This window comes from Oleidesulfovibrio vietnamensis (assembly GCF_055388115.1).
Genome location: NZ_AP042419.1, coordinates 3,287,025 through 3,313,474, shown reverse-complemented (window position 1 = coordinate 3,313,474; position 26,450 = coordinate 3,287,025). Strand labels below are relative to the sequence as shown.

Sequence of the window (26,450 nt, the reverse complement as noted above, 5' to 3'; positions counted from 1 at the left end):
AAAAAAGGCCGGAATGTTCCGGCCTGCCGGTGCGCCGGCTCCGGCTCACCCTGTGCGTTTGAACATTTTTTCCAGATCGGCAGGGGTGAAGCGCAGCACCGCGGGCCGCCCGTGGGGGCAGAATTCTCTATCGGGCACTTCAAGCCATTGGGCAATAAGGCCCGCAGCCTCGTCAGGAGTAAGCCGCTGCCCCGCCTTGATGGCGGAGCGGCACGACATCATCACCCACATATCGGGCAGTCTGCCCTTTCTGTCTGCCAGCACTTCACGCAGAAATTCCGTGGCCCCGCGCTGGTCCAGGGTGGACGGTATGCCCCGGATGCGCAGTGAAGGCCCGTGCGTTTCCAGCGCAAACCCCATGACTGCCAGCTTTTCCCACACCGAGGCAAGACGTTCCGCTTCTGCGTTATGCAGGGGCATTTCCGCAGGAAAGGCCAGCAGCTGCGTCTGCCCCTGCGTGGCATCGCGGCGGATGCGTTCGTACAGCACGCGCTCATGCACGGCATGCTGGTCGAGCAGCAGCAGGGTGCTGCCTTTGCGCCTGACAACCAGATACGTGTCCGCAATCTGGCCGAGATAGGTGTATTCGCCCACGGTGACACCCCCGTGTGCGGGGTCCGCGGGGGCACCGGCCGGCTGCGGGGTGCTGTGCGGGGCTGCATGGCCGTATTCCGCGTCCGGCTGTTCCGCAACTGCGGCGTCCGTGTGTCCTGCCGCCCGCGAAGGGCCGCCTGCCATGAAGTCAATGCGCACCCCGTCGTCACGGTGAGGCAGGTGCGCGTCCGGTGCTTCCGCACTGTCCGTATGCTCCGTGCGGTCTGTTCTGCCGTCGGCAGAGGACGGCTGCGGCATATGACGCAGCGTCACCTCGTCGTCCTCATGGTCACGCGGCGCTCTGGGGACAATGGGTGCTGCGTCTGCCTCTCCCCAGAATCCCAGCGGACGGGCGGCTGCCCTTGGGGTGGCAGGGCTGTCCGGTGTCAGACGCAGACCGGCTGCGCCGGAAGCGGCATGTCCGGGTATGTCTGCAACGCCTGCGGTATCCGGACTGTCCGGTGTCCCTGTGGCGCTCAGCTGCTGCAGGGCGGCTTCAACCGCGCGGCGCACGGCACTGAAGACATGCCGTTCTTCGCGGAAGCGCACTTCGCTTTTGGCGGGATGCACGTTCACATCGACCATTTCGGGGTCCAGTTCGATGAACAGCAGCACCTGCGGATACTCGCGCCCCAGCATTCTGCCGGAATAGGCATCGCGCACGGCACGCATGAGCAATTTGTCGGTAACCGCTCTGCCGTTGACGTAAAACAGCATCTTGTCCGCCCGCGGCTGCGACTGGCGGGGGTCGCCGCACAGTCCGCGTACCTGCACGTCGGGTACTGTACCGTCGTGGGCGCGGCTGCACAAAGGCGGTACTTCCACCATTGATTCCGTGATGCTGGGCGGCCACAGCACCGCAAGGCGTTCGCGCCACGTCTGACCGGCAGGAAAGCGGAACACCTCGCGCCCGCCGCTGGAAAGTGAAAACCCCGCGTCGGGGCGTGCCAGCGCCAGCCTGCAGAACAGTTCCTGACAGCGTTTGCTTTCCGTGGCTGTGGTTTTAAGAAATTTAAGCCGTGCCGGAACGTTCATGAACAGGTCGCGCACTTCCACCAGTGTGCCTCTGGACAGCGCTGCCGGCCCGTGCGAAATGATGCTGCCGTGCCGCACATGGATGCAGCTGGCTTCCGGTGCGGTATCAGCCGCCGTGCGTTGAGCAGGCGCTGAGGTCATGCGGAAATCTGATACCGAGGCTATGCTGGGCAGTGCCTCTCCGCGGAAGCCGTAACTGGCTATGCGCATCAGTTCGTCAAACGTGGTGACTTTGCTGGTGGCGTGTCTGGTCATGGCCAGTTCCAGTTCGGCCGCGTCTATGCCGTCGCCGTCGTCGCGTACGGTTATCAGGCTGCGTCCGCCGTCTTCAATGGCCACTTCCACCGTGCGTGCACCGGCGTCCAGACTGTTTTCCACCAGTTCTTTGACCACGCTGGAAGGGCGTTCCACCACTTCGCCCGCGGCTATCTGGTTGCGCAGGGCGTCGGGCAGCAGCTGTATGCGTTTGCGCTGCGGAGTGTTATCTTGCGTCATGGATATGTGTCCTCATAGTCTCGTGCACTGCCCATCTAGCCATAAACGGGCGCGCGGGTAAAGTGCGGCGCGTAACGCGGCTGACACGGTGCGCCCGTATGAGAAGCAGAACCGTGAGGGAATATGAAGCCGGTATTATCATTTTGTGACATGAGTTTTTTCTGGCCCGGCGGTACGGGGCTGCGCAATGTGGCGCTGGACATTTACGCGGGTGACCATGTGCTGGTTACCGGACCTTCCGGTGCGGGCAAGTCAACCCTGCTGCGCCTTGCCGCGCGTCTGGAGGAGCCCGCATCGGGCTGCATAGCATTGGACGGTCAGCCGCTGGCGCAACTGGATGTGCACGAACTGCGGCGCAGGGTGGGGTTCATACAGCAGACCCCCGTGGTCGATGAAGGAACGGTGCGCCACAATCTGCTGCTCGCTTTCGGTTTTCGCGCCAATGCCGCGCTGCGGCGTCCTGATGATGCGGCATTACGGCACTGGCTGGACAGGTTTCTGCTGTCATCCGTGGGGCTGGACGACTCCGCGTCCGTGTTGAGCGTGGGGCAGCGCCAGCGGCTGTGCATCATCCGCGCCATGCTTGCCGGTCCGCAGATGCTGCTGCTGGACGAGCCCACAAGCGCGCTTGACCCGGAAAGCCGTAGCGTTGTGGACAGCAGGCTGGCGGCATTGAATGCCGAAGGTGTGACTCTGCTGATGGTGACGCATGCCGAAGGAGCATGCCGCGGGGCAGGCAGGCGCAGGGTGGAAGTCTGTGGCGGCAGGGTGCGCGAGGTGCCGTCGGCAGAGGTGCCGCGATGTACACAGGCGTCCGGTGCCGCGGGGCCGGATGCCGGAAGCCGTGACCGTGTTGCCGGAAAATGCACTGCGGACAGCGGGGAGGGAGTGGCATGACGTCCGGATACATTGCCATCGAGTGGTGGCAGCTGTGTTTTGCGCTGGGGTTTGTATTGCTTTCCGGGGCGGTCTCAGTATGGTACGGCCTGCGTCTTGAGCGCGACCTTGCATGGGGCACTGTGCGCACTTTTGTGCAGCTTATGGCCATGGGATATATACTGCGCCTGCTTTTCGGGTTGCAGAACGCTGTGGCGGTATTATGTATATATGTGGTCATGACATGGTTTGCATCGCGAATCGTGCGTGACAGAGTGGGGGAGACAGGCGTATCCTATTTCGGGCCGACCTTTCTTTCCGCGTCATTCAGTTTCATGCTTGTCACCATGCTTGTGACGGCGGTCATTGTGCAGGCCAGCCCGTGGTGGGACCCCCGCTATTTCATTCCCATAGGGGGAATGGTGGCAGGCAATTCCATGAACGCCCTTGCCATTTCGCTGGACAGGCTGTTCACGGAACTGCGCCTGCGACGCAGTGAAGTTGAAATGCGCCTTTGTCTGGGCGCCGATTACGAAGAAGCGAGCCGCGATATTTTCCGGGACGCGCTGAAGTCCGGCATGGTGCCTTCCATCAATTCCATGATGGGCGTGGGCATAGTTTCGCTGCCGGGCATGATGACCGGTCAGATTCTGGCTGGTGCCGACCCCGCGGAAGCTGTGCGCTACCAGATTGTGGTCATGCTGATGATAGTGGCGGCAACGGCGCTCAGCAGCTTTCTGGTGCTGCGGCTGGTGCGCAGGCGCTGCTTCGGTACAGGACACCGTCTGCTGGTTCGTTACAGATGAGCGGCAGTACAACATAAAAGGGGATCAGTTTTGATACACGACATCGAAGCGCTGTTCCGGCGCGGCGTATTGTCGGAACGGCTGTTTGCCGGGGGCTTTGACCCCGAGCTGCTGTTTGTGGAATGCCACAAATGCAGCAGGCCGATTTTCTGGGAAAAGGGAAGAACAACCCATATTCTGCAGGATGCGGGCATTTCTGTGCGCGATCTTGATGAACGCTGTATGATAATGTCGCACGGCTGCCCCCAGTGCAGCCCCGAAGAAACCGAGTTTGAGCTGCAGGTGGTGCGTCTTGCGCCTGAGGGGGAACCTTCGCTGCCTGATGTTTTCGGCACGGCGTAAAGGCAACCTGTGCAGAAAAGCAGAAAAGGGCCGTGATCGCATGCGATCACGGCCCTTGCTTTCGGTCTGAGGACAGGGATTATCTGCCCTGTGCCATACGGCGTTCCAGATCTTCTCCGGCGCGTATCACCTCGGCGGTGAACTCCTTGCGTGCCGCGGCAAGGCGCTGTGCCAGTTCCGGGTCGTTCAGGGCGATTATCTGCGCGGCAAACCAGCCTGCGTTTTTGGCGCCTGCCTTGTCCAGTGCCACGGTGCCCACCGGATATCCGGGAGGCATCTGCACCGTTGCCAGCAGCGCATCCATGCCGCCCAGTTTTGAGGCGGTGACAGGTACCCCGATGACAGGGCGCAGAGTGCGTGCGGCCACGGCGCCCGCCAGATGGGCGGCCATGCCTGCGGCACAGATAAAGACCTGACAGCCGTCTTTTTCCAGCGTATCCACCAGCGATTCCGTGCGTTCAGGGGTACGGTGCGCGGAACTGACAGTAAACAGATAGCTGATGCCCAGCTTGTCCAGCACCTCGGTGCAGGGGCGCAGGGTTTCCTCGTCAGAGATGCTTCCGATGAAAATGCCGACCTGAGGCATTGTCTACTCCATACAGGTTGATGGTGGATATCAGAGCGGGCCGCACAGGCGGCCCGCAGTCCCGGTTGCGGAGCTGTGCCCCGCTGAAGATGTATTACGCCCGTGAGAGGCCTTTGTTGCCTATATCACGACGGTAGTAGCTTTTTTCCATGCGTACGCGGTCTGCGGCGGCATAGGCTTTTTGCTGCGCCTGAGCCAGCGTGTCGCCCAGCGCGGTGACGCACAGCACACGTCCCCCGCGGGAGACCGTTTTGCCGTCTTTCAGGCTGGTGCCCGCCTGAAACACTTTGGCACCGTCTGCTTCTGCTTCTTCTATGCCGCTGATTTCCATGCCCGAATCATAGCTGCCCGGATACCCCTGTGCCGCGATGACCACTCCAAGCGCTGTCCGGGGATTGTATGTCACGGGCACGCTGTCCAGCCTGCCTGTGGCGGCAGCCATCATGATGGCTGCAAGATCGCCGTCCAGCCTCATGAGCAGCGGCTGGCATTCCGGATCGCCGAAGCGGACATTATACTCCAGCACATAAGGTCCGTCCGCGGTCATCATGAGTCCGGCGTACAGCACGCCGCAGAAAGGTGTATCTTTGGCGGCCAGCGTGCGTACGATGGGGCGTATGACCAGTTCGGTCATCTCGTCCCAGCGGTCTGCGGGCAGGACCGGTGCGGGGCTGTATGCGCCCATGCCGCCGGTGTTGGGACCGGTGTCGCCCTCGCCCACGGCCTTGTGGTCCTGCGCCGAAGGCAGGGGCACTATGGTTTCGCCGTCCACCAGCGCGAGAAACGATGCTTCCTCTCCGGCCAGTGCGGCTTCCACCACCACATGGGCTCCGGCGCTGCCGTAGATTTTTTTGACCATGATGTCATCAAGGGCTTCGATGGCTTCTTCCGTGGTGCGGGCCACCACAACACCTTTGCCCGCGGCCAGCCCGTCGGCTTTTACCACGATGGGCGCGCCATGACGCAGCACATAGTCACGGGCTTCGTAAAAATCGTCAAACACGCCGAAGTCGGCAGTGGGTACGCCTGCTTCGCGCATGATGTGCTTGGCAAAGGCCTTGCTGCCTTCGAGCTGGGCGGAAAAAGCGTTGGGGCCGAAGCAGGCGATGCCTGCGGCGGCAAGGGAATCCTTGATGCCGAGAACAAGGGGGAGTTCGGGCCCGGGTACCACAAGGTCTATGCTGTGTTCGCGGGCAAAGGCCACGATGGCAGGCAGATCGTCTTCGGCGATGGGCACGTTTGTGCCTTCAAGGGCGGTACCGCCGTTACCTGGGGCGATGAACAGCTCGTCGACGAGCGGACTTTGGCGCAGCTTCCATGCGAGGGCATGTTCGCGTCCGCCGGAGCCGACAATCAGGATCTTCACGGGTGGGCCTCCGGATGTCTGTGGCAGGGGCGGTGTGGCCGGGGTTTTCCCCCGCCGTGTTTCGTGTTAGCACGGTCAGGCCCCGTAGGGGCGCTTTTCGTGGGCACTAGGTACAGTTTTTTCGGCCTGCGGGCAAGCAGGGTATATGTTCCTTTTTCCGACGCTCAGGGAGTCTAGCCATGTCCCGTTACCGCTTTTTGCCTGATCTTTCAGATGATGCTTTTGCAGCTGTGCAGCTTTCGGGGTTGCAGTGGACCGTTGAGCATGCCTTGCGCAACAGCCCGTTTTATCGTGGAGTTCTGACTGCTGCCGGTGTGCAGTCCGGCGACATACGGTCGCTGGACGATCTGCGCCGGCTGCCTTTTACCACCGTGGCAGACCTGCGCGAAGGCTATCCGCTGCCGCTGCTCAGCGTGCCGGAAAAAGATGTGGTGCGTATCCACGCTTCTTCGGGAACCACGGGCAAGCGCAAGATTCTGGCCTATACAGCCACCGATGTGGAAAATTTCAAACTGATGATGGCCCGTTGCTACGAGCTTGCCGGTCTGTCTGTGGAAGACAGGGTGCAGATAGCCGTGGGGTACGGGCTGTGGACGGCCGGTGCGGGGTTTCAGCTGGGGTGCGAACATTTCGGGGCCATGGCCGTGCCTGTGGGGCCTGGTAATCTGGAAATGCAGCTGCAGCTGCTGACTGATGTGGGCGTGACGTGCCTGTGTTCCACTGCGTCCATGGCTCTGCTGATGAGTGAAGAAGTGGAGCGCCACGGGCTGCTGGACAGGGTGCGGCTGAAAAAGGTCATATTCGGCGCCGAAGCGCACAGCCCCAAGATGCGCAAAGCCTTTGAGGAACGGCTGGGGCTGGAAGACAGCTTTGACATTGCCGGTATGACCGAAATGTACGGTCCCGGCACCGGGCTTGAGTGCCGCGCCCATGACGGCATCCACTACTGGGCAGACATGTTCATCATAGAAGTGCTGGACCCTGTGACGCTGGAACCGGTGGCCCCCGGCGAGGTGGGCGAGATGGTTGTCACATCGCTGCGCAAAGAGGCGGCGCCTCTTATCCGCTACCGCACCCGCGACCTTACACGCATGTTGCCCGGCAGATGCAGCTGCGGTCTGGAATGCCCGCGGCATGACCATATTCTGGGCCGTTCCGACGACATGATTATTTTCCGCGGGGTGAATATTTATCCGGGTCAGATAGCCGACGTGCTGCAGCAGCATGCGGAACTGGGGGCGGAGTATCAGCTGACGCTGACCCGCCGCGACGGCAGGGACGCCATGCAGCTGCGGGTTGAACGTGCGCAGGATGCCCCCGGGCTGGGCAGTGAAGGTGAAGCTGCGCTGGTGCGCAGCGTGGCGGACGAGCTGCACCGCAAGCTTATGGCCCGCTGCGGTGTGGAACTGGCAGCCCACGGTGAGCTGCCTCGTTCCTTTGCCAAATCTAAGCGGGTGGTGGACTTGCGCGAACAGGAATAGTAAGTAGTGCGTAACTGACATTTTTCTGCCGCGAGATGGGGGTCGGACGGCAGACTCTGCCGCTGCGTGTGCTGCGGCGGGGTGTTTTCCTTGGTGTGGACGTGCGGGAGTCTGCCGGCAGCGTCGCTGAAAAAGCGTGTGCTGCGGTGCGTCCTGCTTGTGCGGAAGGAGGACGTCGACCGTGTACAGAAAAATCAAGGCGCAGGACCTGCGTCCCGGTATGTATGTGGTGGATGTGGGGCTTTCATGGCTTGAAAACCCGTATCTGTATATGACGGAAGGTGTGCTGGCCGATGAAGAGGCCGTCGGGCGCGTTTTGTCTGAAGGATACGAAGAGGCCGTCATTGACCTGCGCCGCTGTCTTGAAGGATCTGTGCCGGATGATCTGGCAGAACTGGAACCGCTGACCGATGCCGAGCATGTTTCGCGCGCTGTCAGCGCAACGGCGGACAGTCCAGTTTCCGCAGTGGCGCAGCGGGTGCCTGTGGCGCAGGAGATGCTTGCCGCCAAAGCCATTTATTCGGAAAGCATCACCTTTGTGCGGGGCTTTATGGAGGGCGCGCGCGAAGGCAGACCTGTTGATCTGAAAGCGGCTGAACCGCTGGTCGAAGACATTATTCAGTCTGTAAGCCGCAATGCCGGCGCGCTTATCGGGTTCGCCAAGCTGCGTGCCTACGACCTGTACACCTACACGCACAGTCTCAATGTTTCGCTGCTTGCCGTGGCTTTCGGCAAGTACCTCGGCCTTGATACCGTAGCCCTGCGACAGATTGGTCTCGCGGGGCTTTTTCATGATCTGGGCAAGGCGCTTATTCCCGATTTCATACTCAACTGCCCGGGCAGACTCACGCCGGAAGAGTTTTCGGTCATGAAGCGGCACCCTGTGCTGGGCAGGGATGTACTGCCCGGCGGAGGCCGGATTCCCGACATGGTGCTGGAGGGCATGCTGCAGCACCACGAGAAATTTAACGGTACGGGGTATCCTGCCGGTCTGAAAGGTGATGCCATAAGCGAGGCAGGCAGGATTATCGCCGTGGTGGATGTGTATGACGCCCTGACAAGCAAGCGTCCCTACAAGAATGCCATGCTGCCCAACAAGGCGCTTTCCATTCTGTACAGCATGGCGGGTGAAGAGTTTTATCCGGGGTATGTCGAACACTTCATCAAGTGCATCGGTATTTATCCCGTGGGCCAGATTGTCCGTCTGAATACGGGGCAGGTGGGGGTTGTATCCGCCACGGACCCTGCGGTGCCGCTGCGTCCGGAAGTTATTGTGGTGCGCGACCCGCTGGGCAGACCGGCCCCGCCGCGACTCATCCGGCTGGCGGATGTCATCTCTGTTTCTGTTACGGAAACGCTGGAGGCCGCACATGCGGGCATTGATGCGGCAAGGGTTCTGCAGGACGGGGCGGCATCCTGAAAACCGCAGGCATGGCGGACCGGCATAATGAATCTGCACCGCTCTGCAGGTGGCGGCAGCGCAGCATGGCAGACCCTGAAACTGCGTGACGGCGCGGGCGGGAGTGCTTTGTGTCCGGCGGAGCCTGAGCGGCCCTGCGGCGGAAGGCAGTTACCGTAATGCTCCGGTGCGGGGCGGGATGTTCCGGAAGATGACGGCTGCCAGCTGCAGGTGCGCCGTGCAGGGGGGCTGGCAGAACTGTTTTTTTGAACGTGAAAGCGCCCCGCTGCGGCTGATGCCGCGGCGGGGCGTTTTATTTTTCCGGCGGTCAGGGAACCAGCGGGGCCAGATCGAGGCCGGTGTTCACCGGCAGGCCCAGCATGAGGTTGGCATTGGCCAGAGCCTGCCCCGATGCACCACGGCACAGGTTGTCAATGCACGAAACAATGATCAGGCGGTGCGTGCGCGGGTCGACCACCAGTGCCATGTCGCAGTACATGGTGCCGCGAACATTGCGCAGTGCGGGCAGCCTGCCTTTGGGCAGCACGCGCACCCATGGTTTGTCCGCGTAGGCGTTTTCATAGATGGCCTGCACGTCGTCTGCACTCATTTCGTGCTGCAGCGTGGTGTATATGGTGGACAGTATGCCGCGGTTGACAGGCAGCAGGTGCGGGTTGAAGGATACCGTCAGCGGCGCGCCGGCAATGGCTGAAAGCTCCTGTTCTATTTCCGGCGTGTGACGGTGGGTGCCGATGCCGTATGCACGGAAGGAGTCATGCACTTCGCAGAACAGCGAGGGCACGGATGCCTTGCGCCCTGCCCCTGTGGCGCCGGACTTGGCGTCGATGACAATGCCGTTGGGCAGAATCATTCCTTCTTTGAGGGCAGGGTACAGGCCCAGAATGACAGAGGTGGGGTAACAGCCGGGGTTGGCCACCAGCGTGGCGTTGCGGGTCTGTTCTGCATACAGTTCGGGCAGCCCGTAGACGGCCTGTCCGAGCATTTCCGTACGGGTGTGGCCGGTATTGTACCACTGCTCATATACATCGCTGTCGTGCAGACGGAAGTCGGCGGAAAGGTCAACCACTTTCAGCCCGCGTGAATGCAGCTGTGCGGCCATCTCCATGGCGGCGCCGTGGGGTACCGCCAGAAAGGCGATGTCACAGGCCGCGGCAAGGTCTTCCGCATCCGGTTCCGTGATGGCAAGCCCGCCGTAGCGGGTGCCCTGTGTAAAAGGATAGATGTCGTCGAGCCGCTTTCCGGCTTCTGCGCGGGATGTCACCCGCACCAGCTCCATGCTGTGGTGTCCCAGAAGCAGGCGGATAAGCTCCATGCCGGTGTATCCGGTAGCTCCCACAAGACCTGCGCGGACGGGGGCTGCCTTGGTGGCGCCAGTGGTCATTTTTTCCTCCGGAAGATGCGGCGGTGCGGCCTGTGTTGCAGCCGGACCGGTAGCGTGCGGCGTGCCGCGGGTGCGGGCGCGCCGGTCTTATAGTATGCGTTGCCGCCGGGCATGCCGCTGCCGTCACGCCGCACCGGCAAAAAATCCGGCGTCCTGTGCGGCCTGCGGGTGTCATGCGGGCCGGGTTAGCGCGATTTCACAACATATTTCATGCGCAGTTCGTACAGCAGGCCTTCCAGCAGCCGTGCCTCGTCCGCATCCAGACAGCTGCGCGTTTTTTCCTGCAGCATCTGCAGCACGTCTATGCTGTGGCGCGCCATAAGCAGGTTTTCGCCGGTCTGTCCGGTTTCGGGGTCGGGTACTTCACCCAGCTGCACCAGCGCCGAGGACGCCAGCGAAAGAATGAATGTGGAAAAAGTCACGGAGGGCATCTGCCCTTCGGGGGTTTTGCCGGTGCAGCCGCAGCCGCTTTTTTCCTGTGCTTCTGACATGCGATGACTCCTGATGCCGTTTCTGCGGCAGCGTCATACGCGCTGCCGCACCGCCGTTTTTTCGTCTCAGGCGAACGGGTTGTTCTCTGCGTAGGAGAGTAATGCCTCGTTGTAGGCTTGCAAGGCCTGTTCGATATAATCGCGGCAGCCTATGTAGCCCCCGCAGGCGCGGTAGCTTTCTGCCAGTGCGTGCAGACCGGCGGCTATATCGCCCCAGTCCACCCAGCCCATGTGTCCCATGCGTATGATACGGCCCTTCAGGTGGTCCTGTCCTCCGGCCATGATAACGCCGTAATGCTGCGCGGCATGGGCCAGCACCGCAGTGCCGTCGATCCCTCCGGGCAGTGCTATGCTGGTCAGCCCCCAGCCGTAGTCCGCGGCCACAAAGGGAGCAAGCCCCATGGCGCTTACACCGGTGCGCGTCATCTGTGTGAGCGCCCACTGCTTGCGGAAAACCTCTTCCAGCCCTGTTTCTTCGTACATGCGCAGACTTTCGCGCAGTCCGATTATCAGGCTGACAGGCGTTGTGAACAGCGTCTGGTCGGCTTCGGCATTTTTACGTTCAGCCCGCAGGTTGAAGTAAAAGCATGAGGGCGTCACCGTGGCGGTACGGGCCCAGGCCCGCTCGGACAGGGCGATGAGCGCCAGACCGGGGGGCAGCATCAGTCCTTTTTGCGAGCCGGTGAGCAGACAGTCAACTCCCCATTCGTCCATGGGACAGGGCGAAAGCCCCACCGAGGAAATGCCGTCCACCACCAGCAGTGTTTCGGCGGAGCGCGTGACGGCGGCTATCTCGCGGACGGGATGCATGACACCGGTGGATGTTTCCGAGCACTGCACCAGCACACCCGCCGCATCGCCGTGCTGTTCCAGCGTCTGTTTGACGGCCTGCGCGGTTACCGCGCTGCCCCAGGGCACCTCGATGACCACGGGTACAAGACCGTGCGAGCGGGCAATTTCTGTCCAGCGCTGGCCGAATTTGCCGCCTTCCACCACCACCACCTTTTCACCGGCGGAAAACAGGTTGGTGACCGCGGCAGTCATGGCGCCCGTGCCGGAACATGACAGCGGCAGTACGGGTTGCGCAGTGCCGAAAAGCGGTCTGAGCAACCGCTGGGTTTCGGCCATGACGGCTTTGAACGCGGGTTTGCGGTGGTGGATCATGTCCTGCGCCATGGCCAGCCGCACTGCGGCGGGTATGGGCGTGGGGCCGGGGGTGAGCATTCTGGGCTTGTTCAGCATGAGATTCTCCGGTTCAGGTAGGTACTGAATCAGCTTGTGCGGTTGACCCGCACGGTGAATGTTTTCAGATAATTCGTTTCCGGCATGGCCGGATGAACAGGGTGGTCCGGGCCCTGATGTCCCTGAGTGAGCGTCTGAATGCGGCAGCCTGCCCGGCGGGCGGCGCGGTTGAGCACGCGTCGCAGCTCGTCGGCGGAAAGATGCTGCGAACAGGAGCAGCTCATCAGGATGCCGCCGTCTTCTGCCAGTTCCATGGCCAGCTCGTTTACGCGCTGGTACGCCTTTAGCCCCTGCTTCTGGTGCTTGCGACGTTTGATGAACGCCGGCGGGTCAACACAGATGACATCGTAGCGGCGGCCCTGATCGCGCAGTCTGGCAAGTGTTTCCAGCGCGTCTCCGGCCACTGTCTTTACACTGCCGCTGACGCGGTTAAGGGCTGCGTTGGCTTCCACTGTCTGCAGCGCAAGCGGTGAGGCGTCCAGAAACGTGGTCTGTGCGGCACCGGCAGCCGCTGCGGTCACACCGAACCCGCCTGCATAGCAGAATGCATCCAGCACCTTTTTGCCCTGTGCGAACGAGGCAAAGTCTCTGCGGTTGATGCGCTGGTCATAAAACCAGCCTGTTTTCTGCCCTTCCATCAGCGGCGCGTAAAAACGTACTCCGTTTTCTTCTATTTCCAGCGTGTCGGGAATGTGTCCGAAGGCTTGTTCCACATAGCTTTTCAGACCTTCCATTCCGCGATTGGCACTGTCGTTGCGGTACAGGAGTCCGCGCGGTCTGACCACATCTTTCAGTACCGCGGTTATCTGCGGTTTGGCGGCTTCGGCTCCTGCCGTTGTCAGCTGCGCCACCAGAAAATCGCCGTACCGGTCCACGATGAGGCCGGGCAGCCAGTCGCCTTCGGCAAATACCATGCGGTAATATGGTCTGTCGAAAATCATCTGCCGCATGGCCAGAGCTTCCGTTATGCGTCTGTGCAGCAGTCCGGCATCAAGCGGCGTGTCGGGCTGCTGTGAAACAACGCGGGCCGCAATGACCGATGACGGGTTGACATACGCCGAGGCAACGGGAGAACCGCCGGAGTTGCAAACGGTTACATTTTCTCCGGGGGTGAAGTCGTGCAGAGGGCTTTTGCCTGTGTCCACCTCGTTGCTGAAAATCCATTGGTGGCCGATGCGCAGGCGGCGCTCCTCGCCCTTCTTCAGGTACAGTCGTCTCATTATCTGTCGGGTCCTTCGCGCCGCGGTGCGGTCGCGGGGTGTTGCGGGTCTCTTTTTTATTGTGCCGTCAGGCCTGTTAGTGCGCCTGACCCCAGTTGTCGCCGATGCCGTAATCCACGGCCAGCGGAACGTCCAGTGCCGCGCCGCCGGGACGCACGGACGACATGATGTCTGCCAGACGTTTTGCTGCGGCTTCTGCGACGTCCTGAGGCGCTTCAAGCAGCAGTTCGTCATGCACCTGCAGAATAAGCGCGGCGTTCAGCTGCTGCAGGGTTTCGTCCGCTGCGGCCTTTAGCATGGCAATTTTTATGATATCGGCGGCACTGCCCTGCACCACGGTGTTGATGGCCTGCCTGCGGGCCTGAGACCGCAGCTGGTTGTTGTCCGAATGGATTTCGGGCAGCAGTCTGCGGCGGCCCGCCAGTGTGGTGACAAAACCGTGTTCGCGGGCACTTTGTTCCACGTTGTCGTAAAATTCTTTCAGGTGCGAAAGTTTGCTGAAATACCGTTCGATGAATTCTTTGGCTTCGTTCAGTGTCACTTTAAGTTCCTGCGCCAGCTTCTGGGGGCCCATGCCGTATATCAGCCCGAAGTTGATGGTTTTTGCATTGCGGCGCTGGTCGGGTGTCACGTCCGCGGCGGTCACATCGTACAGCAGGCCTGCCGTGCGGCTGTGAATGTCTTCATTGCGGGTGAACGATTCAATGAGTGTGGGGTCTGCGGAGACATGTGCCAGTACACGGAGTTCAATCTGCGAATAGTCCGCTGCCACCAGTTTGTTGCCCGGGGCGGCGGTGAAGCAGCGGCGCATGCGTTGTCCCATGGGACCGCGTACGGGAATGTTCTGCAGGTTGGGCTGGCTTGAAGAAAGTCTGCCTGTGGCCGTGGCCAGCTGGTTGAACGTGGTATGTATGCGGTCGTTTTCCTGCGCCAGTCTGGGCAGCGGTTCCAGATAAGTGGAGCGCAGTTTTTCCAGCTTGCGGTATTCCAGAATGGTATCGATGACAGGGTGCTTGCCCGCCAGTTTTTCCAGTACGGCCTGACTGGTGGATGCCTGACCGCCTTTGGTCTTGCTGCCTGCTTTAAGTCCCAGCGTGCCGAACAGCAGTTCGCCCAGCTGCTGCGATGAGCGGATGTTGAACTGGCCGCCGGCCACGGCGTACACTTCCTGTGTCAGCCGATCAAGCTCCTTCTGCACTTCGGCAAGAAATCCTGAAAATTCTGCGCGGTTGATGCGTATGCCGCGCAGCTCCATGTCTGCCAGCACGGGAATAAGCGGCATTTCCAGCTCTTCCATCAGCGCGCTCAGTCCTACGCCTTCAAGCCGGGCTGCGGCATCCTGTGCCAGCGTCAGCGCCAGCGTGGCGGGTGTCTGTGCGTCAATGCCGAATTCTTCGGCTCTGCGCGCAAGGCTTGTCCATGAATAGTCGCGTTCTTCGGGGTTCAGCAGGTATGCCGCGAGTCCGAGGTCAAACCAGCGGTGTACCTCTATGGCCCGCCATGACGTATGGCTGAGGTAGAGCGCCTTGACGTCGGGAGCGATGATCCGGCTGATTGCGCCGGTCTGCGCCATATGGGCGGCCAGATCTTCCGGTTTTCCGGTGTACAGGTACTCGTTGCCGTTAAAGGCTACGGCGATGCCTTTTTCGGCGGGTACAAGGGCGACCGTGCCCGAAACGGCAGGTAACTGGTCTGTGGAACTGAATGAGGGAATCTGCGGGGCCGCCTGCGGTTCTCCGAATAGCGAGGCCTGCTGCATGGCGGCTGCACCGGACCGGGCAGGACGCACCGGCACGCTTTGAGGCAGTTCCCGCAGCAGTGTGCGCAGCTCAAATTCTCTGAGGAACGCCGCGGCGTTGTCTGCATCCACTGACTGCACGGTCATGTCTTTGAGGGCAAGGCTTGTGCAGCGGCCGGTGTCCAGTGTGGTCAGGCGGCGGTACAGATATATGTTGTCCCACTGACCGGCAAATTTTTTCTGCACACCCGGCTTCAGTGCCTTTTCGTTTTCCTGAATGGCTTCCAGCGTGGGAAATTCGGCAAAAATCTGGGCGGCTGTTTTGGGGCCGACACCCGGTACACCGGGAATATTGTCGCTGGAATCACCTATCACCGCCTGAAAATCTGGCCACTGTGACGGGGAAAGTCCTGTTTCCTCAGTAAAGGCGGCAAGGTCGAGCAGTTTTTCCTGTTTTGCTCCCGGATCCCACAGGTACACGTTGTCGTCGATGCACTGCTTCAAGTCTTTGTCGGCACCCACAATGATGACTGGCCGTTCGCTTTTGAACTTTGCCGCCAGCGAGGCAATGCAGTCGTCGGCTTCGCAACCGTCCGAGACTTCCAGAGGGATGCCCAGCGAGCGGACTCCGCGGCGGATGGGGTCAAGCTGCTGTACCAGAGGTTCCGGCGTTGCAGAGCGGTTGGCCTTGTACTGGTCGTACAGGGCATGGCGGAAAGTGGGGCCTTTGCCGTCCATGAAAAAAGCTGCGTAGGCTGGCTGCTCTTCTCGCAGCAGCTTGAGAAGAATGCGCAGCACGATGAACAGGGCGTTGGTGGGCAGACCGTCGGAGCGCTGCATGTTCTGAAACGCGTAGAAACCGCGGAAGATAAATGCAGAACCGTCGATGAGGTAGACCGGTTCCTTGTCAAGGCCGAGGCGTTCCTTGAGCGACATGGTAATTCTCGATGATGTTTTCGCTGTCCGGCGACAGCGTTTGGTGCCGGATTGTCTGGCGGGAACCGCAGGGGCTGCCGCAAGCAAGGCAGGTATGGTAACGATTTTCCCCCTGTCCTGTAAACTGTGCAGGCAGTCTGCCAAAGCATAATGGTATAAAAGACGCGGGTACACGGCCGGAGTCTGCGTGCTTCGCACTGCGCAGATGTGACACGTGCAGACTACGCACAGGCGCTGATGGCGGTGCGGCAGCCGGCGGTCCGCAATATTGTATGCAGCGTCACGGGGCGGTGCTTCTGTGTAGCGACTGTGCCGCCACTGTACCGCTATCGTGCCGCCACTGTGTCGGAAGACAAGCCGGAAAACGAGGACAATGCTTCGGGGCGTGAAACGGGGCAGGGGCTCAGGTTGCGGGCGTTGCCGGATGTCCCGTCGGACGGCAGGGCGGGCTGTCGGCTGTCGGGCTGTCACGCTGGCGCGCTGTCGTTGAAGTTGTCAGCAGAGAATGTGCAGCCCCTGAAGATGTGCCGGTATGCCGTAACGGAGCACCGGTGGCAGGCCGTTTGCTGTGCCCTGCCGTCTGCCGTATCACGCACAGTTGTTTTATGGCGGCATGCAGGGCTTCGGGCGGTGACCGGAGCCCTGCATGCCGCCCGTACTGCGTGTTCTGCGGGATTCTTTGAGCGGGTTTCTTTGCGTGGGCTTCTTTACACGGGTTTCAGGGGACAGACAGCTGCCGCTGGCAAAGGTGGTCGTTTTTGTCCAGCATACCTTCATGTTTCCATGTGTCTGTTCTTACCCGTGGGCGCACGTCAAGACGCCAGCGGTTCAGCGGACTGCAGCAGCCGGAACCCACATGCACCAGACGTCCCACGGCTCCGCTTTGTTCAGCAAGCGCGCAGCGGTAACATTCGCCGTTCCAGTAAAGGGCGGGGCAGATTCTCCGCGGACCGAAGAGAGCATTGCTGGGCGGGCACTGCGATTTGACGCAGCAGTAGCCGCACCCCACACAGGCGTGAGCTGGCATGGTGTCTCCTCCTGACTGTTGTCTGAAGGGTATTGTATGCACAGAGTATAGCAGGGCAGGCGGGGCGTGTCAGCCGGAACGGGCGATGTGCCATAGTGAAACAAAAATAAAACCGCGCCGTGTGGGGGGCGCGGTTTCAATTCATTTCTGCGTTGTATTCGGGCATACATCGCAGAATGAGGAGGCTGGGTCACGGAGGTGGACTATTCCCCCGTGAGAAGAAAGCTAGCATTGAGTGAGTGCACAGTCAACGGCTGTCGCGCAAAAAGATGAAAATAGTCCGGACGCCCCCTTGCCGCCGTGCGCGGCAGTATTCCGGCCGCTTGTGCGGGCGTCTGTGTGCCGCCTCTGCGGGTTGCACACAGGGACATGCCTATGCCGGGGCGTCGTTGCCGGACTGCGCAGACGGTATGTTGTCTTCCGCTTCAGTGTTGTTGTGTTCCTGCCGGACGGACGCAGATGGTTGTACCTGCCACGAGGGGGGCAGGCTGCGCAGGTGCAGGTCCATTTGCGGAAAGGCTATTTCTATTTCTTCTTTGCGGAACTCTTCATCAATGGCAAAGCGCAGCGATGATGCCGTGGTGAGCATGTTGTCGATGTCATCTATCCAGATGCGCAGGAAGAAATCCAGCGAGCTGGCGCCGAAGTTGCTGAAAATGACCTGCGGTTCCGGACGGCGCATGACATTGGGGTGCGCCTTGGCCAGTGCCAGCAGGGTTTTTTCCACTTTGCGCGTATCAGAACCGTAGGCCACTCCCACAAGGATGTCGCGCCGGATGGTTGTGTTGTTTTTTGTCCAGTTGGTGACCTGTGTGGTCACAAGGTCCGAGTTGGGGATGAGAATGGTGGCGCTGTCGAATGTTTCCACAATGGTGGTGCGTATGGTCACGTTTTTGACTGTGCACCACAGTTCGCCCACTTGTATAATGTCTCCCTGCTGTATGGACCGTCCGAACAGCAGGATGAGACCGCTCATGAAGTTGTTGAAAATGGTCTGCATGCCGAACCCCAGACCGACGCTGAGGCCACCGGCAATGACCGTGAGACTGGTCAGGCTTACCCCCAGAATATGCAGCGCGATAAGCGCATACAGGCCCCAGAGTGCATATGTGGCGGTGGTCTGCAGTGAAAGTACAGCGCCCCGCTGGCCTCTGGGCCAGTGCAGCGACATGCGTGCCAGTGCGCCGCGCGCCAGTGTGGTGCAGGCACGCGTGATGTAAAAAAGAGCAGCCAGCAACAGCAGGCTGGCCAGCTTGAGTGAAAAACCTTCCCAGCTCAGTTCAAGATTGGCAATGCTGGCAAACACCCCCTGACCGACAAAGCCGTACAGCCAGAGAAGACCGGCGCCGAAGCTCATCAGCCACACCCCCGGAGAGGCAATGCCCACAAGAACCCCTTTGCCCATGACCAGTGCCGTGGAATCAGCCGTGCTTGCGGCACCGCGCAGGTGGATGAGTTCCGTGAGCGCGATGCTGGCGCTGTATGCCGCGTACAGAACAAACCACACCATAAAAAGAAAGGCGGAGAATACGCCGTAGCCTGCCACGGCCACTATGAGCAGCAGTGCGCACAGCCAGAACCATGATCTTTTGGCTATGCTGCCGTGAATACCGCGCCGCCTGTCGCGCAGGCTCATGTAGAACCCGTACAGAACCAGCAGCAGGGCCCATAGCGGTACCGCCAGCTTGGCGGGCATCTCGCTGACCACAATCAGGCTGCTGCACAGAAACATCACCGCCGCAGGGCTGTGTGACAGCCGTATGAATCCGGTATTGATCATGCGCCGCAAAATGGCCGAAGCCCGAATGGTGGCAAAGCCGAGCATCACCATACCGGCTACGCTGGTATATATGGCCGCTCCGGCAAACATGCGCGACGATGCTATGACCACGGCCAGACCGATACTGCCTATGAGGCAGCTGGTGTGCAGCGCCCGCACGGCCTGCGGGGTGGCGCCGGGGGTACCCCGTGTAGCCGACCTGATGACAGGCACGCCGCCCAGCGCAAGCAGACCTATGATGCCCAGCGCAAACAGCACCGCAGAAAAAGCGTTGCTGCTCAGCATGCCCAGTTCACGCGTCATGCCGGTCATCAGCATGGATGCCCATAACGCCACGGAATCGGATTGCCGCCACAGCTCCACGGAAAGAAGCGGATCTTTGTTGCGGAAAAAGAAATCCCGCCAGCTTGAAACCAGCTCTTCTTCGCGTTGCAGGCGTCTTTCCTGTACGTTTTGCCGCAGCTTGCCCAGCCTGCTTTCCAGCTTGGCGGCACGGGCCTCCTGTGTCTCCAGCCTGCTTTGGATGTTGCGCAGATCGCGCAGGTAGGCGTCTACCAGATTGCGCGTAGCCGCTGAAATGTCACGGGATTTGAGCAGCGGGGCCACATCAACAGCGCCTATTCTTTCCAGACGTACCCGCGCCTGATCGCGCACATTGGAAAGAGACTCCTGTGCTGTTTCCAGATCGTTGTATAATGCGTTCAACCGCTGTACGGATGACCGGGTAAGCATGGGGGTGCCGCCGGAAAGCCCGTGCGTAAGCTGGGCTTCCTCATAGTCGCGCAACGCTTTTTCGTATGTTTCCGATGCCGATTTCAGCGCGCCTTTCATTGCTTCCTGCAGCTTCAGGTCCGACTGTTCCAGCAGGTTCAGCTCGCGCTGTTTTATCTCGACAAGGTGCAGTATTTCACTGTTTTCAATCTCTTCCGGTGACTGTTCTGCCTGTGCGGCGCTGACGTGCAGCAGCACCACGGCGGCAAAGGTGATCAATAGGGCAGTAATGTTCCGGAAAGTTTGAGATATTGCGGGTGCTGCAGGTGTCATATGCTCTGTTCCGTAATTTGTGGCTTCCGCCGCAGCGCGGCGCGCCGGTATGGCAATGTGCGGAAAGGCAGCATAACAGGTTCATGTGCATACGCAAGGTGCGTCCCAAGGACTGCCGGGGCGCACTGTGTGCCCTGACGGTATGCTGCCGGATGCACAGGGCATGGCGCTGCATGCGGGGGCGTGGTTGCCTCCGGCTGTCAGCACTGTGCAGCCTGAGGCTGCCTGCACAGATACTGCAGCTAAAAATGTTTAAAAATTGTATTGACAATTTTCTCTCTTTGAGAGAGGAATCAACTTCGCTTTGGGGCTGTAGCTCAGTTGGGAGAGCGCTTGAATGGCATTCAAGAGGCCGTCGGTTCAATTCCGTCCAGCTCCACCAAAAAATTTCAAAGAAATTGGCCTGGTTATCCTTCAAGGTGACTAGGCCTTTTTCTTTGCGGTGAACCTGCCGGTGAACCGGGTGTGAACATCCCTCCGCCGAGAAGCATCTTTACCTATCGAAATAACTGAGTATGAGTCGGTGTAGGGCTGTGATGCACGTTGTATATCAGTGGTAATGACTTGGACTTGCATGCCGTCCATTTGAATCTGAAAACGCAGGGCCTTACTCTTGTCGGTTGCCAAAAGGGGACGCCATCTCTGACGTCCCCCTTTCCATTACCAGCGTTCGTGCATCTGCTTTACTCGTCTCCGGTCACTTCCACCGACGGAAACGCGGAGCCGAGAACTTTGACGTGGTGCTGAGAGATGACCACGGTGATCTCGCCCAGCACATTCAATTCATCGTGGATAATTTTGCCTTCGTCATCGAAGCAGTAATCATCCAACTCGAAGTGCAGAGAGGTGGAGTCGCCGGGCCTAAAGACGACATCTTCCTGTTGCAGGCTCCGAGTCGCCTTCTCGGTAAAAAACCGAATACGGTCCATGACCATCTTGCGGCTTTGACGCTCCTGCTTCTGTTGGGGGTTTTCCTGAAGGCGCTGCCGAAAGGCGTTGGCAAGGGTTACACCCGGGTCAACAGCTTCAATTTTGCACATATTTTTCTCCTTTAAAAGTTGAGTATTGTTTAGCCATCCACAGTGGGCAAAAGGGAAATGGCGCGTTCCGCATCGCCAGGGAGGATGTGCCCGTAGCGATCCAACGTCATCTTTGTGGACGCATGGCCCATGAGACGGGAAACGGCATTGGGCGCAGCTCCTTTGGACAACATGGTGGTGCAGAATAGGTGGCGAAGATCGTAGCTGATCACTTCGTCCGGAATGCCTGCTCGCCTGCACGCCTTTCGAAAGCCGTTGTGAAAACTTTTGATGGGCTTCCCATTATACTCGACAAGGAAGTCCGTTTTGGCCTTGGCCTTCATCTGACGGAGCTGCTCGAGGAACGCCGGACGGACAGGAATACTGCGCCACGATTTGGTTTTGGTCGCAAAGACGCGGATATGACTGTTCTCGAAGTCCACGTTTTTCCACTTGAGCGAAAGAAGCTCCGACTGGCCCGTTCTGACGCCGAGATTCAGACAGATGTCGATGGCCCATTGGATATGCGGAGCCGCCGCCGCATGAATCTTTTGAACGTTCTCGTAAGTCAGTGTCAGCTCTTTGGGCAGTTCTTTCGCTTTCTGCCAATTGGCGAGCGGATTCTTCTCCAGGTAGCCGTGCTTGACGCCCCACTGGAACATGACCTTGAGGTACGAGAGGTAGCGGTTCCGTGTGGTGGAGGAGCGGTTCTTGTAGTTCTTGCTGAAGAACCCCACCAAGTACGGTTGGGTAAGCTTCTCCACTGGCACCTTGGTGATATGGGGCAGAATGTTACGGTTCAGGTTGCCTGCCAACTGCTTCAGCCACTCGCCGCAGCCCGCCGCTATCCGATCATGGTACCAGAGGTTGGCCAGCTCATCGGCATAGATGCCTTCACCGCTGGAATCCGCCCCCTGAGACAACTCTTCCCCGCGCAGCTTCATCGCCTTCATGTGGTGATCGAAAGCGAAAGCCTTGTCCCTTGCCTCGTTGCCTTTGCCAAAGGACTTGTTAACCTGGTTTCCGAACTCGTCACGATAACGGACGAACCAGGAGCCCGTTTCCTTTCTCTGGTGAACACTCATATTTCCACCTCGATGGGTTTGAATTGACGTCTCCTCGGCTTTGTCTGCTCAGGCAGGAAACGAGTTGGATCAGCCATGAACTGGTCAAGGATGCTTTCCGCATAGCGGTTCATCGCCGGGCCGCACTTTGGTACGTGGTACTTCCGAGCAAGTTGCTTGAAGTGATCCACAGAGTACCCGCAATAGGTTGCGGCGCTCTTGGCGTTATGATATGGCCCCTTGACTGTTGCAGACACAGTGAAGCCATAATAACACGCTGTAATAACTTGTAAATTATCACAGATTGCTTCTACTTCACCTTCTACACCTCATATATTCGCTTCATATTCGCTTATGCTTTCCCAAACACTTACCTCTGAGTGGCGCCAAACTTTCTTTGTTTTTCTTCCAGAAAAGAGAATGGCCCCCGAAGGGGCCCTTGGTTGGAACATATTAGATGCTGTGGTGTAGGATTTCGGCCACGCATTCTTCTGTGACCCCCATGTACGCCCTGGTGATACTGGGCGAGCTGTGATTGAGCCTCTTGCAGAGCACCTCCCAGGTCGTCCCGTACTTCATGCGCTGGAACCAGCAGAACGTCTTGCGCAAGGTATGGGCTCCCAGATTGTGCTTGATCCCAACAGCCTCTCCCCAGCCTTTGACCAACCGAGTGACGCGATAGGTCGTCAGTGGGTAGTTCGCGCCCTTACGGCTGCGGAAGAGGTAGAAGTGCTCTTCAGGCTCCAAGGCCTCGTAATATTCGTCAAAGGTCTTTTTGATCTCCTTGTTGACCACGAGGTAGTTGAGCTTGCCGGTCTTGGACTCCTTCACTGGAATACTGTCGCCGACTTTGGCATAGAGCAAATCCTTCACCCGCAGTTCGTTGAGCAGCGTTTGGACGCGGAGCCCACTGTTAATGCCCATGACGAACAAGAGCTTGTCACGAGGCGTGTCATTGAGCAGCCGCTTGATGGCCTTGACCTGTCGTTCCTCTCTGATGGGCTCGACTCGCATATTGCCTCCTTGAATGTCCGTTTGCTTGTCCCGGTAGGGTAAAATCGAATGTTCAAAACGGCACTGGGAAAAGGGTTACCCCGGCTTTGCCTGTAAACAGTTCAATTCCTTTGACAAAGCATGTCGTTGCCCCAAAATGTCCGATTCTCGAGGAAATCGGACATTCCCCGGTGTAAGATTAAATATCTCTGTAAACGCGGAGAAAATGAAAGCGGATGCAATGCAAGTCGGCCGTTTACCCAAGTACAAAAAGAGAAGAAGGCACCCATAAGAGTGCCTTCTTCCCCAAAATACTCTTACAGCTTTTCTTTGATGACAACGATGAGTACTGACTTGAGTATTTTCTTGGACAATTTTGATGTCATGATTCGTATGATGGCAGTCCCTACTCGGCCTGCCATTTTAGGGATCATATGACCTCCTTTCCCGAAAGGTTTTATCCATTGCCTATTAATATCTTTATCAATCCAAGATTAATGACATCGTTTGAAAAAGAGTGACCGCGCCTGCCCTGCATTTGAGGACAGGCACGGCCTGGGTTTACGCCTCCGACTGGTCGCCAGAGGTATCAATGGATTCATCAGAGTCCATGCCGGTGGTTTCCGGCAAGTTTGTGACCCTGGTGAGGACAATGCGCTCATTGTCGATGTCCATCTCGAACTGGTCGCCGTGGGCATAGGTCGAGTCCCGAAACTCCAGCATCTTCTTGGTGAGCCTGATTTCGCCCTTGAAATTGACTTGCGGTCTCTTCAGGTTGCGGACATACAGTCCCGGAATTTCGTAGAACTGGCGATCCTCGTTAATGAGCTTGAGGACATGCTGACGGAGTGATTGCTTCGACACGACTCCGAGCGCGTCCTGAATCTCGTCAGCATTCTTGCCGTCCTGGATCATCTGCCGGAGCAGCTTTGCATCGAACTTGGACTCGAAGTGCTTCTTGCCAGCTTCCTTCTTCGCCATGATAGAACCTCCTGGTTTTTATGAGGTAATATCTGTAGGAAACAGGCTAAAAGCACGGAAAAGCTGAATGGTAGTCCGAATTGCCCCGCTGGCCTTGAATTGCTATAAATGGTGGTCGGATATGATGGGGTCCTTATCTTATTCGAGGCCCGCGATTTCTCTACCTTGGACTAAGTATGGACAGCAATCGAGCACTCGAGCTAATACAAAACGCATCTGATATCAGCGACAAGATGCGCTTGGAGATTTTCGAATTTCTGGCGCAATACTACTCCTTGGTCCCTCTACGGGGCGGGTTTCCCGCTCCTGGTGAGCCAGCCAAGCCCTTCAAAGCGCCTCTTGAAACCGGCTGGCAACGCTGGTGTGCGGAAAAGCGTCCTTTCAACCGTGCTGACTTCAAGCCAGAGCGGGCTGGTATCACCTGCGGGCCCGCCAGTGGCGTACTCGTTCTCGACATTGACAGCCTCATGGGGTTCCAGAACTGGTGCGCGAATGAAGGGTTGCCGAATGAGTTCCCGAGAACTCTTGTCATCAGGACCGGCGGCAAAGGCGAACGATACCACCTCTATTTCAACTATCCCACGGATGGTGTGAGGTACGGCAACAGGGCCATGCAGGGTGTTTTCGATGTTCGGGGCGATGGCGGCTATGTCATTTGTCCCGGATCAATCCACCCGGAAACGAGACAGCCGTATACCATTCACGACAACTCACCAGTCGCAGACGCCCCTGAATGGCTTCTGGAGTTTGTCAGGACGCGCAGGACCCCATTCCAGGTGAAAGCTTCGACAGGGCCTCTGACGGGATTCCAGGGCCTTGAAACGGCACAGCAGGAAATGGCTATGAACCAGCAACAGCCCCCTCTGGACATCAGCTCACTGCCGGTGTCCGATGAAATCAAAAGTTTGATCCAGACCGCCACGCCAAAGGGGCAACGCTCCGAGGCTTCCATGAAGGTGCTCATCGGATTGCTCAGCGCGGCGGTGCCCCTCCAGACAGTCCAGCAGGTCTACCAGCAGTTTCCTATCGGGGAAAAGGCGCGAGAGAATCAGCCGGGATGGTTGGACAGAGAAATCCAGAAAGCCCAGGAATATATCGCCCAGGTAAAATCCCAGGGGGGTACGCCAGCTAATCCTTTCGGTGCATCACCCGTCGAGGCTCCCAAGGTCACCTATCGCGCCATGAGCGCCCTGGAGGTGGCGAATGCCCAGGTGAGCTTTTCGTTCCTGATTGAGAATTTCTGGCCCAAACTCGAACCGATGCTGATCACCGGCTACGGCGGCGCTGGCAAGTCGCTCCTGACCCTTCAGATTGCGATGGACCTGATCCACCCACAGCCTCCGCTCTTCCTGGATAGCTTCAAGGTGAACGGCCAGCACAAGGTTCTCTTTGTCCAATCCGAAAACAGCATCCTCGGCATCAAGCGACGCCTCCAGATTATCCGTTCCGGTCATACAATCCCGGATGACGTCCTGGCGAACCGCATGGTTTTTCTAGGGATTGGCAGCGACATCAGGGTCACCGGCGACATGATGCGTCCAAGCTTTCGAGACGTGATCAAAGAACACATCCAGCGGTATGAGACTGACATCCTCGTTCTTGATCCGCTCATCAGTTTCCACGCGCTGAATGAAAACTCCAATGACGAGATGCGCAGGCTCCTCGATTCCGTCTCGATGTTCTGTGAGGAGAATGGCGTCACGCCTCTTCTGATCCACCATCACGCCAAAGTGTTCAGTGAGGGGGGCCCTGGCGGCGGCAGAGGAGCATCCGCCATTGGCGACTGGTCTGCCAACACCTGGGAGTTGTCCGGCAACTCTTCCAAGGGCTTTAAACTGAAACACATGAAGGCGAGGAACTTCGCACAGCAAGATGAATTGCGACTGGAGCTGGACCATCTGCGATTCAGAATAGCAACTGCACACGCCAAGCAGTCAAACGCTCAATATGTAATACAAGCTCTTTCGAATCTAAATGGTATTGCAAATTCAAAATCTGATCTTGCTAAGGAAATTCAAAAGATTGCAAAGAATCCTCAAGGGAATCCTGTTTCAGAGGCAACCGCCAGGAACTACATTGACGAAGCCGTCAAGTCCGGTGCTGTGGATGAAACTCCCGTCCAAGGCGCCAGGAATAAACAATACTCACTGAAATAATTGCAAAAACCAGACCCCACCGGCAAAATTGGGTAACGGCAACAGCGGCAATTGCCGGCAAAAGTGATCTTGCCATTAAAATTATAATTTTAACAAATAGTTACTTTCGATTTCTCACCGGCAACGGCAAAACTCTGTTGCCTAGGGTAAATGGTTGATTTTATTTGAAAGGCAACGGCAATCTGCCCTTATATATTAGGGAGGGGTTGCCTTTGCAACCCCCTCCAATATCACAATATGTCGGGGAAGGTGCAGAAAGGTTGAAGGTGTATGAATTCTAATTAAAAGCCTCTACTAGTTATAAATGATTCAAATGTTAATATTGTTCACTTGTGCATTGACTTCATGCTGACCTCTGTTGGATTTGTAACTACCTG

20 protein-coding genes and 1 tRNA gene are annotated in these 26,450 nt (G+C 58.5%); 7 read left to right on the top strand and 14 right to left on the bottom strand.

The genetic code is table 11. The annotated features are described in order from the left end of the window. Positions 1 to 45: 45 nt before the first annotated feature. A complete protein-coding gene (gene mutL / locus ACZ5D1_RS14840; RefSeq protein ID WP_464555315.1) occupies positions 46 to 2,124 on the bottom strand; it encodes a DNA mismatch repair endonuclease MutL in 2,079 nt (692 codons plus the stop codon). A gap of 150 nt (positions 2,125 to 2,274) precedes the next feature. Here mutL and ACZ5D1_RS14835 point away from each other — a divergent pair, with 150 nt between their 5' ends. The 3 genes from ACZ5D1_RS14835 to ACZ5D1_RS14825 are packed head-to-tail and all read left to right on the top strand — an operon-like array spanning position 2,275 to position 4,148. After that, positions 2,275 to 3,021: an ABC transporter ATP-binding protein gene (locus ACZ5D1_RS14835; protein ID WP_464555313.1), complete on the top strand. Its 747-nt coding sequence runs from the start codon at positions 2,275 to 2,277 to the stop codon at positions 3,019 to 3,021. Further along, positions 3,018 to 3,806: an ABC transporter permease gene (locus ACZ5D1_RS14830; protein WP_027182191.1), complete on the top strand. Its 789-nt coding sequence runs from the start codon at positions 3,018 to 3,020 to the stop codon at positions 3,804 to 3,806. Before ACZ5D1_RS14835 ends, ACZ5D1_RS14830 begins: the two co-directional genes overlap by 4 nt. Before the next feature lie 30 nt (positions 3,807 to 3,836). Further along, positions 3,837 to 4,148 (top strand): hypothetical protein, encoded by a 312-nt coding sequence (locus tag ACZ5D1_RS14825; RefSeq protein ID WP_011369160.1) that lies wholly within the window; start codon positions 3,837 to 3,839, stop codon positions 4,146 to 4,148. 79 nt (positions 4,149 to 4,227) lie between these two features. Here the strand turns inward: ACZ5D1_RS14825 and purE are convergent, their stop codons facing one another. Both purE and purD read right to left on the bottom strand, forming a co-directional pair. Continuing rightward, entirely contained in the window at positions 4,228 to 4,734 is a 507-nt protein-coding gene (gene purE / locus ACZ5D1_RS14820; RefSeq protein ID WP_027182193.1) for a 5-(carboxyamino)imidazole ribonucleotide mutase, read from the bottom strand. A gap of 94 nt (positions 4,735 to 4,828) precedes the next feature. Next, positions 4,829 to 6,100, bottom strand: a complete 1,272-nt coding sequence (gene purD / locus ACZ5D1_RS14815; protein ID WP_011369158.1) for a phosphoribosylamine--glycine ligase — start codon at positions 6,098 to 6,100, stop codon at positions 4,829 to 4,831. A 179-nt stretch (positions 6,101 to 6,279) separates the two neighbouring features. Between purD and ACZ5D1_RS14810 the strand changes: the two genes are divergently transcribed. Beyond that, positions 6,280 to 7,581, top strand: coding sequence for a phenylacetate--CoA ligase family protein (locus ACZ5D1_RS14810; RefSeq protein ID WP_464555309.1), 1,302 nt, complete (start codon positions 6,280 to 6,282; stop codon positions 7,579 to 7,581). Positions 7,582 to 7,762: 181 nt separating this feature from the next. Next, positions 7,763 to 9,001: an HD-GYP domain-containing protein gene (locus ACZ5D1_RS14805; protein WP_011369156.1), complete on the top strand. Its 1,239-nt coding sequence runs from the start codon at positions 7,763 to 7,765 to the stop codon at positions 8,999 to 9,001. Between the two features lie 307 nt (positions 9,002 to 9,308). On the opposite strand, the gene argC is transcribed toward ACZ5D1_RS14805, so the two are convergent. The 7 genes from argC to ACZ5D1_RS14770 form a co-directional block, all read right to left on the bottom strand. Next, on the bottom strand, positions 9,309 to 10,382 hold the full coding sequence (gene argC, locus ACZ5D1_RS14800) for an N-acetyl-gamma-glutamyl-phosphate reductase (protein ID WP_273238064.1): 1,074 nt from the start codon (positions 10,380 to 10,382) through the stop codon (positions 9,309 to 9,311). A 185-nt stretch (positions 10,383 to 10,567) separates the two neighbouring features. Continuing rightward, positions 10,568 to 10,873, bottom strand: a complete 306-nt coding sequence (locus ACZ5D1_RS14795; RefSeq protein WP_011369154.1) for a DUF1844 domain-containing protein — start codon at positions 10,871 to 10,873, stop codon at positions 10,568 to 10,570. A 66-nt stretch (positions 10,874 to 10,939) separates the two neighbouring features. Next, entirely contained in the window at positions 10,940 to 12,115 is a 1,176-nt protein-coding gene (locus tag ACZ5D1_RS14790) for a pyridoxal-phosphate-dependent aminotransferase family protein (protein WP_464555306.1), read from the bottom strand. A gap of 29 nt (positions 12,116 to 12,144) precedes the next feature. Continuing rightward, positions 12,145 to 13,335 (bottom strand): class I SAM-dependent rRNA methyltransferase, encoded by a 1,191-nt coding sequence (locus ACZ5D1_RS14785; protein WP_464555304.1) that lies wholly within the window; start codon positions 13,333 to 13,335, stop codon positions 12,145 to 12,147. 76 nt (positions 13,336 to 13,411) lie between these two features. Beyond that, entirely contained in the window at positions 13,412 to 16,009 is a 2,598-nt protein-coding gene (polA, locus tag ACZ5D1_RS14780) for a DNA polymerase I (RefSeq protein WP_464555303.1), read from the bottom strand. A 718-nt stretch (positions 16,010 to 16,727) separates the two neighbouring features. Continuing rightward, entirely contained in the window at positions 16,728 to 17,036 is a 309-nt protein-coding gene (locus ACZ5D1_RS14775) for a hypothetical protein (RefSeq protein ID WP_464555301.1), read from the bottom strand. Between the two features lie 373 nt (positions 17,037 to 17,409). After that, a complete protein-coding gene (locus ACZ5D1_RS14770) occupies positions 17,410 to 19,806 on the bottom strand; it encodes a mechanosensitive ion channel domain-containing protein (protein WP_464555300.1) in 2,397 nt (798 codons plus the stop codon). A gap of 360 nt (positions 19,807 to 20,166) precedes the next feature. Here ACZ5D1_RS14770 and ACZ5D1_RS14765 point away from each other — a divergent pair. Then, positions 20,167 to 20,242: transfer RNA gene (locus ACZ5D1_RS14765), tRNA-Ala, on the top strand. A gap of 301 nt (positions 20,243 to 20,543) precedes the next feature. Here the strand turns inward: ACZ5D1_RS14765 and ACZ5D1_RS14760 are convergent. The 4 genes from ACZ5D1_RS14760 to ACZ5D1_RS14745 all read right to left on the bottom strand — a co-directional run bounded on the left by ACZ5D1_RS14760 (position 20,544) and on the right by ACZ5D1_RS14745 (position 23,917). Then, a complete protein-coding gene (locus ACZ5D1_RS14760; RefSeq protein WP_464555299.1) occupies positions 20,544 to 20,900 on the bottom strand; it encodes a hypothetical protein in 357 nt (118 codons plus the stop codon). 29 nt (positions 20,901 to 20,929) lie between these two features. Next, a complete protein-coding gene (locus tag ACZ5D1_RS14755) occupies positions 20,930 to 21,964 on the bottom strand; it encodes a tyrosine-type recombinase/integrase (protein ID WP_464555297.1) in 1,035 nt (344 codons plus the stop codon). Between the two features lie 432 nt (positions 21,965 to 22,396). Further along, positions 22,397 to 22,957 (bottom strand): tyrosine-type recombinase/integrase, encoded by a 561-nt coding sequence (locus ACZ5D1_RS14750; RefSeq protein ID WP_464555296.1) that lies wholly within the window; start codon positions 22,955 to 22,957, stop codon positions 22,397 to 22,399. 540 nt (positions 22,958 to 23,497) lie between these two features. Continuing rightward, positions 23,498 to 23,917 carry a hypothetical protein gene (locus ACZ5D1_RS14745; protein WP_464555295.1) on the bottom strand — a complete coding sequence of 140 codons (420 nt, stop codon included), beginning with the start codon at positions 23,915 to 23,917 and terminating at the stop codon, positions 23,498 to 23,500. Positions 23,918 to 24,093: 176 nt separating this feature from the next. On the opposite strand from ACZ5D1_RS14745, the gene ACZ5D1_RS14740 reads away from it, so the two are divergent. Next, positions 24,094 to 26,073 (top strand): AAA family ATPase, encoded by a 1,980-nt coding sequence (locus ACZ5D1_RS14740; protein ID WP_464555294.1) that lies wholly within the window; start codon positions 24,094 to 24,096, stop codon positions 26,071 to 26,073. The last annotated feature ends 377 nt before the right edge of the window (positions 26,074 to 26,450 follow it).